The organism is Collinsella sp. HCP28S3_E9 (assembly GCF_052065455.1).
Classification (GTDB): Bacteria; Actinomycetota; Coriobacteriia; order Coriobacteriales; family Coriobacteriaceae; genus Collinsella.
Map to the genome: position 1 here is coordinate 148,514 of NZ_JBQHTZ010000003.1, position 12,022 is coordinate 160,535.

Annotated in this window: 7 protein-coding genes and 2 pseudogenes; 6 read left to right on the forward strand and 3 right to left on the reverse strand. The window is 54.2% G+C overall.

The window, feature by feature from the left end; all coding sequences use genetic code 11:
• The first annotated feature begins 234 nt into the window (after positions 1 to 234).
• The 3 genes from ACTNA2_RS02745 to ACTNA2_RS02755 all read left to right on the forward strand — a co-directional run bounded on the left by ACTNA2_RS02745 (position 235) and on the right by ACTNA2_RS02755 (position 5,859).
• On the forward strand, positions 235 to 2,232 hold the full coding sequence (locus ACTNA2_RS02745) for a DNA gyrase/topoisomerase IV subunit B (protein ID WP_441048556.1): 1,998 nt from the start codon (positions 235 to 237) through the stop codon (positions 2,230 to 2,232).
• Between the two features lie 45 nt (positions 2,233 to 2,277).
• A complete protein-coding gene (locus ACTNA2_RS02750) occupies positions 2,278 to 4,518 on the forward strand; it encodes a DNA gyrase subunit A (protein WP_441048557.1) in 2,241 nt (746 codons plus the stop codon).
• Between the two features lie 246 nt (positions 4,519 to 4,764).
• The gene (locus ACTNA2_RS02755) at positions 4,765 to 5,859 is read left to right on the forward strand and encodes an ATP-binding protein (protein ID WP_154516910.1); all 1,095 of its coding nucleotides are present in this window, start codon (positions 4,765 to 4,767) and stop codon (positions 5,857 to 5,859) included.
• A 108-nt stretch (positions 5,860 to 5,967) separates the two neighbouring features.
• On the opposite strand, the pseudogene ACTNA2_RS02760 reads toward ACTNA2_RS02755, so the two are convergent.
• Positions 5,968 to 6,474 (reverse strand): annotated as a pseudogene (locus tag ACTNA2_RS02760) (flavodoxin family protein); the annotation flags it as partial.
• A gap of 585 nt (positions 6,475 to 7,059) precedes the next feature.
• On the reverse strand, positions 7,060 to 8,658 hold the full coding sequence (locus ACTNA2_RS02765; RefSeq protein WP_441048558.1) for a hypothetical protein: 1,599 nt from the start codon (positions 8,656 to 8,658) through the stop codon (positions 7,060 to 7,062).
• Between the two features lie 100 nt (positions 8,659 to 8,758).
• On the opposite strand from ACTNA2_RS02765, the pseudogene ACTNA2_RS02770 reads away from it, so the two are divergent.
• From ACTNA2_RS02770 to ACTNA2_RS02780, 3 genes and pseudogenes are all read left to right on the forward strand, one after another.
• Positions 8,759 to 9,673 (forward strand): annotated as a pseudogene (locus tag ACTNA2_RS02770) (IS1595-like element ISSag10 family transposase); the annotation flags it as partial.
• Positions 9,674 to 9,696: 23 nt separating this feature from the next.
• On the forward strand, positions 9,697 to 10,191 hold the full coding sequence (gene lnu(C), locus ACTNA2_RS02775; protein WP_019543803.1) for a lincosamide nucleotidyltransferase Lnu(C): 495 nt from the start codon (positions 9,697 to 9,699) through the stop codon (positions 10,189 to 10,191).
• An 842-nt stretch (positions 10,192 to 11,033) separates the two neighbouring features.
• A complete protein-coding gene (locus ACTNA2_RS02780; RefSeq protein WP_427796066.1) occupies positions 11,034 to 11,453 on the forward strand; it encodes a YjdF family protein in 420 nt (139 codons plus the stop codon).
• A gap of 448 nt (positions 11,454 to 11,901) precedes the next feature.
• Here the strand turns inward: ACTNA2_RS02780 and ACTNA2_RS02785 are convergent, their stop codons facing one another.
• Positions 11,902 to 11,979, reverse strand: a complete 78-nt coding sequence (locus tag ACTNA2_RS02785; protein ID WP_441048561.1) for an agmatine deiminase family protein — start codon at positions 11,977 to 11,979, stop codon at positions 11,902 to 11,904.
• Positions 11,980 to 12,022 lie beyond the last annotated feature (43 nt).

The window sequence follows — 12,022 nt, forward strand, 5'->3', positions numbered from 1 at the left end:
AGACGCCGACTCGGCTCATTCGTCATCGCTATGCGGACATTACAACTTCGGTTCGCTATTCAAACTTGCTCGCACAATACCGACTCGGTTTTGTGCGAGTAAACGAAACCTTATCGAACTCCGAACGATTGTTCGATGGATTTCGTGTTGGTTGGAATCGCCCAAGGGCTGGGCTATGCTACCTTGACTATCTATATGACTAAAACGCAGCAAAGGAGCATCGAGAGAGCGAGCATGGCAAAAAACACCGCAAACTATGGTAACGACAGTATTCGTCAGCTCAAGGACGAGGAGCGCGTACGCCTGCGCCCTGCCGTCATCTTTGGCTCGGACGGGCTCGACGGCTGCGCGCATGCCGCCTTCGAGATCCTGTCCAACGCCGTTGACGAGGCGCGCCAGGGCTACGGCAAGCTCATCACCCTTACCGCCTTTCGCGATGGCTCCATTCAGGTGGAGGACAACGGCCGCGGCTGCCCGCTTGACTGGAACCCCTCCGAGAAGCGCTTTAACTGGGAACTCGTCTTTTGCGAGCTTTACGCCGGCGGCAAGTACAACAACAACCAGGGCGGCGACTACGACTTCTCGCTCGGCACCAACGGCCTGGGCTCGTGCGCAACCCAGTACGCCTCCGAGTACATGGACGTCACGGTTTGGCGCGACGGTAACAAGTACTCCCTGCACTTTAAGAAGGGCAAGGTCGTCGGCGCCAAAAAGAAAGCACTCGAGGTTGAGCCCAGCGACGAGGACCGCACCGGCACCACCATCAAGTGGCGCCCCGATCTTGAGGTCTTTACCTCCATCAGCATCCCCCACGATTGGTATCGCGAGACCATGCGCCGCCAGGCCGTGGTCAACGCCAACGTGACCTTCCGGCTGCGCATCGAGGGCGACGACGGCGAGTTTTCCGAAGAGGACTTCTGCTATCCCAAGGGCATCGAGGACTACGTGCTCGAGAAGGTCGGTACCGACTACCTTACCGAGCCCTTCTTTATCGAAGCCGACCGTCGCGGTCGCGATCGCGAGGATCTGCCCGATTACAACGTAAAAATCACTGCTTGCATGTGCTTCTCGCGCACTTTCACGATGCAGGAGTACTACCACAACTCCTCCTGGCTCGAGAACGGCGGCTCACCCGAAAAGGCGGCCCGCAGTGCCCTCACCAGCGCCATCGATGCCTACATTAAGCAACAGGGCAAATACAACAAAAACGAGAGCGGCATTAAGTGGCAGGACGTCCAGGACTGCCTGGTGCTGGTGACCAACTGCTTCTCCACCCAGACGTCCTACGAAAACCAGACCAAGAAGGCCATCAACAACCGCTTTATCCAGCAGGCCATGACGGCATTCTTTAAGGAGCGCCTCTCGACCTACTTGATCGAGAACAAAGATGCCGCCAACAAGATCATGGAGCAGGTGCTCATCAACAAGCGCTCGCGCGAGAATGCCGAGAAGACGCGCCAGAGCATCAAGACCAACCTGCAGCAGAAGACCGACATGGCCAACCGGGTGCAGAAGTTCATCGACTGCCGTTCCAAGGACAAGAGCCGCCGCGAGATCTACATCGTAGAGGGCGACTCGGCAGCAGGCGCCATTCGCACCTCGCGCGATGCCGAGTTCCAGGGCGTTATGCCCGTCCGCGGCAAGATCCTCAACTGCCTAAAGGAGGACTATCCGCGCATCTTTAAGTCCGATATCATCATGGACCTCATGCGCGTGCTGGGCTGCGGCGTGGAGATCAAAGACAAGCGCATCAAGAACCTCGGCGCCTTTGACCTGGACAACCTTAACTGGAACAAGGTCATCATCTGTACGGACGCCGACGTCGACGGTTATCACATCCGCACGCTCGTGCTCACCATGCTCTATCGCCTGGTGCCCACGCTTATCGACGAAGGCTACGTGTATATCGCCGAGTCGCCGCTCTACGAGATCAACTGCAAAGAAAAGACCTACTTTGCCTACACCGAGCTCGAGAAGAACGGCATTCTTAAGGAGATCGGCGACCAGAAGTGCTCCATCAACCGCTCCAAGGGTCTTGGTGAGAACGACCCGGACATGATGTGGCTCACCACCATGAACCCCGAGACGCGTCGTCTGATCAAGGTGGAGTCCGAAGACGTCGCCAAGATGGAGACCATGTTCAACCTTCTGCTGGGCAGCGACGAGGCGGGCCGCAAGCGCCATATCTCGGAGCACGGCAAGGAATACCTGGACCAGCTGGACCTGCAGTAGCAGCAAATCGATAACGACGGCCCATAAGAAGTTCAAGAGGAAATCGTGGCAAAGAAGAAGACGAAGAACCAGCCAAAGAAAAAGCAGGTCAACGCCGAGAACGTCATCGGCCTGCACTCCGAGGTCACCAATCAGCCGATCACGCAGACGCTCGAGGTCAACTACATGCCCTACGCCATGAGCGTCAACGTCTCGCGTGCGTTCCCCGAGATCGACGGTTTTAAGCCCTCGCACCGCAAGCTGCTCTACACCATGTACAAGATGGGCTTGCTCAAAGGTGAGCGCCAGAAGAGCGCCAACATCGTGGGCCAGACCATGAAGCTCAACCCGCACGGCGACGCTGCAATCTACGAGACGATGGTGCGCCTGGCCACCGGCAACGAGGCGCTACTCGCCCCCTTCGTGGAGTCGAAGGGCAACTTTGGCAAGTACTATTCGGGCGACCTGAGCTACGCTGCCTCGCGTTACACCGAGGCCAAGCTCGCCCCCATCAGTGCCGAGATCTTCAAGGACATCGACAAGGACCCGGTCGACTTTGTCGACAGCTACGACGGCGCCATGAAGGAGCCGCGCCTGCTGCCTACCACATTCCCCAACATCCTTGTCTCGGCCAACAAGGGCATCGGCGTCGCCATGGCGTCTGACATCTGCGGCTTCAACCTCAACGAGGTCTGCACCGCCACCATGCACTACCTGCAGGATCCTAACTGCGATCTGCTCGAGTACATGCCCATGCCCGACTTCTCGACCGGCGGTGAGATTATCTACCGCCGCGAGGAGATGGAAAAGATTATCGAGACCGGCCTTGGCAGCTTCCAGATCCGCTCCCGCTGGCGCTGGATTCCCGAAGAGCGCATTATCGAGGTCTACGAGATCCCCTACACCACCAAGACCGATGTCATCATCGATCGCATCGTCAAGCTCTCCAAAGAAGGCAAGGTCAAGGAGATCGCTGACATCCGCGACGAGACCGACCTCTCGGGCCTGCGTATCGCCATCGATCTTAAGCGCGGTGTCGACCCCGACAAGCTCATGGCCAAGCTCTATCGCTCGACTACGCTGCAGGATTCGTTCTCATGCAACTTTAACGTGCTGGTCGACGGCTATCCCCGCGTTATGGGCGTACGCCAGATCCTGCACGAGTGGGTCAAGTGGCGTATTGAGTCCACGCGTCGCCGCATTAACTTTGACTTGGGCAAAAAGTCCGAGCGCCTGCACCTGCTGCACGGCCTCGAAGCGATCTTGCTCGACATCGACAAGGCCATCGCCATCATCCGTGGCACCAAGCTCGAGGCTGAGGTCGTGCCCAACCTTATGAAGGGTTTCGACATCGACGAGACCCAGGCCGAGTTTGTTGCCGAGCTTAAGCTCCGCAACATCAACGAGGAGTACATCCTCAACCGCACCAAGGACATCGCTAAGCTCGAGGGTGAGATTGCCGAGCTAGAGGAGATCCTTTCGAGCGAAGAGAACATCAAGAAGGTCATCAGCGACGAGCTGGCCGCGGTCAACAAAAAGTACGTGATGCCGCGCCGCACGGGCAGGATCGAGCCCCATGAGGTTATCGAGGTAAGCCTGGAGCCCGAGGTCGAGGAATATCCGGTTACCATCATGCTCTCGCGCGATGGCTACCTTAAGAAGATGACGGACCGCGTGCTCAAGAAGGCTGCGACGCTCAAGTACAAAGACGGCGACAAACCCTTTATCGAGTTCCCGTCCTCCAACACCCACGAGCTGCTGGTCTTTACCAACAAGAGCCAGGTGTACAAGTGCAAGGTCGCAGCGTTTGAGGACACCAAGTCGGCCCAGCTGGGCTCGTACTTGCCCACCGACCTCGAGATGGAACCCGACGAGAGTGTCATCTGGGTCATCGACCCTGAGGACTACAAGGCCGACGTGCTGTTTGTCTTTGAGAACGGCCGCGTGGTGCGCGTCGCACTTTCTGGATACGTCACCAAGACCAACCGCAAGCGCCTTAAGAACGCCATCTACGGCGGCAGCAAACTGCTGTATGCTCAGGTACTCAAGGAAGACCACGACATCGCGCTGGTCTCGAGCGACTACCGCCTGATGAACTTCAACACGTCGCTGCTCAAGACCAAGACGACCACCAACACGCAGGGCGTCCAGGCCTTTACCGCCAAGAAGGGTCGCTCGGTCACCACCGTCGGCACGACCGAGGAAATCCTTGGCGCCGGCGTCTCGGCCGAGAAGTTCACCGCGCAGAGTCTCCCCTCTGCCGGTGCCCTCATGAAAGAAAACGACATGCCGAGTTTGTTTGACTAGGACGACGGCAACGAGATCGTTAGACACTTCGCAAAGCGACGAGGCCCGGAACGCAACGGCATTGCGCCCGGGACTCGTCGTTTTTCTTCTCAACTATTTTTTAACGCAGATAAATTGATTTCTGCTTATTTTTCTGCGTAAAACATGTCAGCGCCACTGCTTCGATGCCCTTTGGTCTGTCGTTAGCAAAACTTGCAAAAGTTAGCAAAACTTGCAAAAATTAGCAAAACTTGCAAAGGAGCTACCATGGAGTACAGCAAGAACCCCTTTACCCCAACATTTGGAAGCGTCCCTCCCTTTCTAGCGGGTCGCGAGCATATCCTGCGCGACATCAACCGTGGCTTTATCAACGGCCCGGGAGATCCCAACCTGTCGACTATTATTACGGGAGCAAGGGGAACGGGCAAGACGGCGCTTCTCTCGCTCCTTTCAGAAACGGCGCTTGAACACGGCTGGATCGCAGCAAATGTCTCCGCCATGCCAGGCATGCTCGAAGATATTATCGAGCGAACCAAAGAAGCCGCAGATAGCTATCTCTCACAGCCTCACGCGCGCATAAACGGCGTTCAAATTGGTCCAGTGGGCATCGATTGGACATATGCTCAAGAGGCCCAGGGCAACTGGCGCACACGCATGAATGGTATCTTTAAGCAACTCGAAAAACATGACATCGGACTTCTCATCACCATCGATGAAGTCACCGTCGATCTCGAAGAAATGCTTCAATTTGCCTCTGTTTACCAGCACTTTGTACGCGAAGGTAAAAAAGTTGCCCTACTCATGGCAGGACTGCCCTACAAAGTATCGGCGTTGCTGCGTAACGATTCCGTCTCGTTCCTCAGGCGTTCCCAATATCATCAGTTAGGACGAATCACTGACGTTGAAATTGCAAACGCGTTTCGCAAAACTGTTGAGGCCGGAGGACGTTCAATCACACCAGAAGCGCTCGAGGATGCTGTGAAGGCCGTCGACGGATTCCCCTACATGATGCAGCTCGTCGGATATCGCACATGGGATGTTTCGGAGAACTCGCCCAAAATCAGCGCACCTGATGTCCAGCAGGGTTCTCTGCTTGCCCGTATGGAGCTGCGCGATCGAATTCTCGAAACGACCTATCGGGAGCTTTCCGATAAAGACATTGAGTTTTTGCTCGCGATGCTGCCCGACTCTGGCCCCAGCAGGGTCTCGGAGATAGCCAAACGCATGGGCGTTGCCGGCAACTATGCAAGCCAATATAAACGCCGTCTCCTCGAGGACGGCGTCATCGGAGAGCGCGGGCGTGGTCTCGTTGGCTTTGACATCCCCGCATTCAGGGAGTTCCTGAGTGAGAAGGCCTCCTAGCACGCCGAGATTGTCCGCAAGGGCAACGGCGCAGGGCAATCAACGATTCACCTGGCAAGGACGGCAAGCAGTTCAAATAACACCGATTGCCATGCGCTCTTCTTGTCCTTAGGCGAGCTTGCGGGCGAACTCTCGCACCTCTTCCAACTTGGGCGACGATGCCATGCTGTCGCGCTCGGTCATACCGCTGATGGTGACAATGCCCTGGTTCTCCCACTTGCAGTACGCGCAGGCTGACTTGTACATAGCGATCGCCGCATCATAGGCGCCCTCGCTGTGGCTATCGAGCAAAAGGGCCGTCTTGGTGAACGGGAAGCCCGTAGCACCGAAGGCGTACAGGCGGTCGATGGCAGCCTTCTCCTGCGCAGTGATATCGAACCAGTAGATAGGCGAGGCGAAGACGACCATATCGGCGTCTTGCAGCGACTCGACCACACCGATCATGTCATCCTTCTGCACGCAGGCGCCCTCATGGGTAAAGCAGTACTGGCATCCCAGGCAGCCGGCGATCTTCTTGCTGGCAACGCGAATGACCTCGACCGTATGGCCGCCCTCGCGTGCGGTCTCGGCAAACGCCTCGACCATGGTGTCGGTATTGGCACCCTTGCGCGGGCTGCCACTTAATACACGATATTCATATGGATTCCCTCTTCTTCATGCTGCAGGCGCGCAGTGTGTTTTCTTGTAACCAAAACGAATGGACTTAATCAATCGCCAGCAGGCCATATCTCTTGTTCAAGTTCCCTAAAGAAGCTCAAGACGATTGCGATTGCCTTATACAACGTCGAAAACCAACAAGGGAGCCATGGTTGCGCCGCCTGCCCAGATGGCACGCGGTCAAGATGAGCATTGGGAATCGCGACGACTTGATATCGCTCGCATGCCTCCTTCGGAATAGGCGTCAAGGACAACTACCTGGATAGCGAGCCGGCCGAACAGGCCTTCGGCCATATCGAGGACGGGATCGGAGCGGACGTGATACGACTTCGGGCCCTTTAGGGATGACTGACCTCGACGCCTACGCAACCCACTGAAACGCTCGGAGGGGTCGGGTCAAATTGAAGGGACTGACCCTGGAGAAAATCCGGGACCAGTCCCTTGCAGCTTATTTATTTATTGAGCCGTCTAAGTTTGGGCCGCAGTTCGCACCCGCGCGGTACCGACTTCTTGCGGCAAGCGAAAAGAGAGCGCCTTGCTTTATCAGATGCGCTTTCTATTGCGCGCGAAGATTGCAGCTGCCAATGCAAGCACACCCGTTCCGGTCAGAGCAGCGCCAAGCACTGTTGCCGTATGATCACCCATCGGAGGAATGGCGCTATCGGCGTTCGCGTTGCCGCCGTTAGTTTGAGATCCGCCCGCGCCAGGGGTGTTGTTGCCTGTGGCGCCCGCGTCGGGTTTGCCGGCATCGGGATTGCCCGGATTGTTCTTGGGCACCTTTTTGAACTTGGCTTTGTAGACAACGTCTTCTGTCGCGTCGGTGATTTCCTTGTCCCACGAATCGAACACGTAGTCGTACTTGTCGTCAGACGGTTTCGTAGGAGTGGGTACCTCAATTTGGTCTGCTGTCGTGCCGATCTCGTACAATTTTTCGCTGTAGATAGTGGTGCCGTCTTCATTCGCGAAGGTGATTTTCACCAAAGACGGATTTGCGGCGGCAACCAGATAAACCTTGCCATCGGAGCCGATGGGGGCATCGGTGGAGTACTCGCTACGCTGATCTTTTGTCTGCGTTGTGTAGCGGGCACCTTCGTTGTCATGATACCAACCGTCAATCTTTTTATTAGTCACGTCATCGGGTTTGCCCAGGTAAAGCTCGTTCATGTCTTTTGCGGCTGGCAATTTTGCAACAGAGTTGCTCAGGTAGACGTCGGAACCCGCCATGTCTGCGCTGTTGTTGCACAGTTTGGTGCTGGTGATGGTGGTGTCTGCGCCTTCGCCAGAATTGTTTTCTGCGGCAAAGCCTCCGCCGTAATTTGCCGCCTTGTTACCGGTGATGGTGCATCCGTCGATGGTCAAGCTGGTGTCGTAAAGATACGATGCAACGCCGCCACCGTCCTTGTTCGCTATGTTATTGGCTATGGTGGTGTTCTTAATAAGGAACAGGCCCGGCGTTTGGGGGGTGCCTACGCCCGGGTTGGGAACGCATATGCCCATTGATTCGGTGTAGAAATGCGCGGAAACCATCACACCTGCGCCGGCGTTTGCTTCGTTTTCGATGATTTTACCGCCAAGGATTTGCGCGGAGCTCTTGAAGTCGCCATCGCGGTCATCTTGTGTTGCAACAACGGCAACGCCGCCTCCCATTTCGTCTGCTTTGTTGTTCGAAATGGTTCCGCCCTTCATAACAAACGAAGATCCGCCGGAAACGCACACGCCGCCGCCGGCAGTCGTGATAATGCAGGGGTCCGGGTCTTTGTAGTCAGAAGTAACGAAGCAGTTCTTTATTTCGCCGTCATCCATGATAAACAAGCCGCCGTTAATTACCGCAACGCCACCGCCAGAGCAAACGGATCCGCCGTTAATGCCACAGTGATCAATAATACCGCCGTACATATGGAATGTGCCGCTCCGTACGGTTACGCCGCCGCCAAAGTAGTTACTGCCTGTACGGTCGGCAATGGTGACGCCGGGGTACATATTGCACGTGCTGTACCTGTCTTGGATATACAACATGCCAGGTATGTAGTAGCTCTGCGCGTCTCCACCGCTAATTATTAGCGTGTCAGTACCGTCTGCCGCGCCCAAGTTCAATTGAGCTCCCCTCATTACGGAAATCAAGCCGTCCTGTTTAAGCGTCACGGTGTGTCCGTTGCCAACAATACTTACACTTACATCCTGCGGAGAGCGGAACGTAACACCCCCAGTTTCAATATCGTTGGTGAGTTTAATGATGTACTCATTAAAGGAACGCTTTGCAAATGGTCGTGTATGCCCTCTTTGTGGCTGTATCCATGTGGTTCGCAATGGTCATCGTAAAGATGGCACACAGCGATATGTATGTAAGGATTGTGGCAAGTCCTTCGTGATTGCTACGAACTCCATTGTGTCTGGTACAAGAAAAGACTTGTCCGTGTGGGAGCAGTACATTGATTGTATGATGAATGGCTTATCCATTCGTAAGACTGCTGTTGCTTGTGGGATTCACAGAAACACCGCATTCCTTTGGAGACACAAGATTTTGGATGCACTTCAGAATATGGCAGACGATGTTACCCTTGACGGCATTATTGAGGCTGACGAAACTTTTTTCGCCATCTCGTACAAGGGCAATCATAGCAAGAGTAAGACATTTGCTATGCCACGCAAGGCTCATAAGCGTGGTCATTCTACACATATCAGAGGCTTGTCCCAAGAAAAGGTATGTGTTCCTTGTGCGGTTAATAGGAATGGCTTGTCTATCTCCAAGATTACGAATACTGGTAGAGTTTCTACAAGAGATTTACATCATATTTATGATGGTAGGATTAAGACCAATTCCACTCTTGTTACGGACAAGATGAACTCCTATGTGAGATTTACAAATGCCAATGGCATTGACCTTGTGCAGTTAAAGACTGGCAAAGCCAAGAAAGGCATTTATAATATCCAACATATCAATAGCTACCATAGCCAGCTAAAGAGGTTTATGCGTGGCTTTAACGGTGTTTCTACCAAGTATCTGAACAACTATCTTGTGTGGAATAACCTTGTAAATTACGCCAAAGAAAGCGACATGGAGAAAAGGAACATCTTCTTAACTTTCGTTTTGGCAACATTGAAAACTGCTAAATGCAGAGATTTATCAAACAGACCAGCAGTTCCTCTGGTCGCCTAATTAGAATTTGTGGAGATGATAAGATGGTCAATATAACAGATGTAAAACAGATTCTTCAATTTGCAATAGATGCGGAGATTAAAGTCTTTCTTGATGGTGGCTGGGGTGTAGATGCTCTTCTTGGATATCAATCAAGAGCCCATAATGATATTGACATTTTTGTAGAAAAGAACGATTATCAGAACTTTATAGAAATAATGAAAGCTAATGGCTTTTATGAGATTAAGATGGAATATACAACATTGAACCATACTGTATGGGAAGATTTGAAAAACAGAATTATTGATTTGCATTGTTTTGAATATACGGACGAAGGTGAAATTCTTTATGATGGGGATTGTTTTCCGGTAGAAACTTTTTCGGGTAAAGGAAGAATTGAGGAAATAGAGGTTTCCTGTATTGAACCATATAGTCAAGTAATGTTCCATCTGGGATACGAGTTTGATGAAAATGATGCACATGATGTGAAGTTATTGTGTGAGACACTTCATATCGAAATTCCAAATGAGTATAGATAACTGCAAATAACAGTTTGTAGGGGAGTTCTGATACTCCCCTATAAAAATGGCTATTTATCAACTGTTTGTTGTGACATAGCCTTTTAATATAGGATTTATTAAGGCAAATGCGAGCAAAAGATGCAATAGCGAAATCATTGCTATTGCATATGGCTCTCTTTCCGCTCCTTTCTTAATTGGGACTTAAATCCTTCTGATAAGCAGGACGTTTTCGCCAAAGCGCTTATAAAAAGACGGCGCTGGGCCCAAGCCCACTTTGCATACAGGCTGAAGGGCAGCCACCCAGCCCGGTACTGACGAATACGGGGGGCAACGGCGACAGCTCCTCTGCCAATGCGAACGCAAACAACACCGTAAACAACAACATCCACAACAAGGGTAAGAAGCCTGCAAAGGGCGGCTTTCCCATAAGTCATGGAGCCGACTGGGGCTTCGCTTGCGTCCGGATCGATTTGCGCGCGTTCGAACTCCCGCGCGGGCGATGAGGACCTTCGTGAATGCATCCCTGATGGGTAGAAGCGACCCGAGCCCCTTCTCGAGCGTCGACTCAGAGCTAACGTCATCTCTTGCTTAAACTCTCCTTCGCGGTTTCGAAACTCAAGGTCTTTTAAAGTTTCGAAACCGAGAAGACGATATGCGCAAGGGCGCGTCGGGTGGTAAGCCCCAACCATGTCATGTCGCCAGCGATGAAGGGCGCGTCTGCGCGTGCTACAATCCAACTACCAGAGATAAAAACACAGTCCCCGTCGGGTAGTCGTGGGCGTGCGGGGGTCCGCATCAGTAACCTGCCTCCTTGGTTGTCCCTTCTCTGCATGGTCATCTACATAAAGGAGGAACCAACCATGCAGATCAGTGTGTCGTCCACCCTGACCGTATATCACGACGGCCAATTCTGGGTCGGGCTGGCGGAGCATGTCGAGGACGGCAGATACGGCGTCGCCCGCATCGTCTTCGGCGCGGAGCCGTCCGATGAGGAGATCCTGCAATTCGTTGTCGGCAAATGGGAGAAGCTCTCGTTCTTCGGCGACAAGGCCACTGAGACAAGCAAGCCCGCGAAGAACCCCAAGCGGCGCGCTCGCGAGGCAGCGAAAGCCCTTAAACGGCCCGCGGTGAGCACCAAGGCACAACAGGCGCTCGCGGCACAGCGGGAAGCGATGAAGCGGGAGTCGGCTCAAGCAAGAAGTCAGCGTCGCGCGGATGAGGCGGAGGCGCGCTTCGAGCAGCGAAAGCTGAAGCGTAAGCAGAAGCATCGTGGACATTGACCGGTGCCGACATGGGTCCAGGCGTGAACAGGGCTACGTCCCCTGTTCACACTGCTCACACATACAGCAGCGGGCACGGATTCGACTGAAACTGCGCCCGCTGTCTGATGCTAAATTAATTTATCAAGCATGCGTTCTATTCCAGCGCAGTAATTAAATACGCTGGTACATGGATACTCCGATCAAGACGGCCGCGTATACGACCGGGAACTTTCGGCAATTGGATACGCGTCTGACCTGGGATATCCAAGCGAACATTAGGCCTAACCCGCGATAGGTCCCAGGCCAGGCGGGTATCCAATCGAAGGGGAGGGGCGCTCCGGTGCGGAGGCAGCGGAGCGCCCGGGGAAAGCCCGGCCAGGCGGCCCCGTTCGCCTGGCCGGCCGGGCCTCCGGGGTGCGGCGGACTCCCGTGAAAGAGGGGCGCCGCGCCCCGGCAGGCCGGGCTACTAGGCGGACGGCTCCTGCTGCGTGATGCAGTGGATGTTGCCGCCGCCGTAGACGACCTGGTCGGACTTGACGCCCACGCACTTGTAGACGCCCTCGCCCCAGACCTCGTCGTAGATCTCC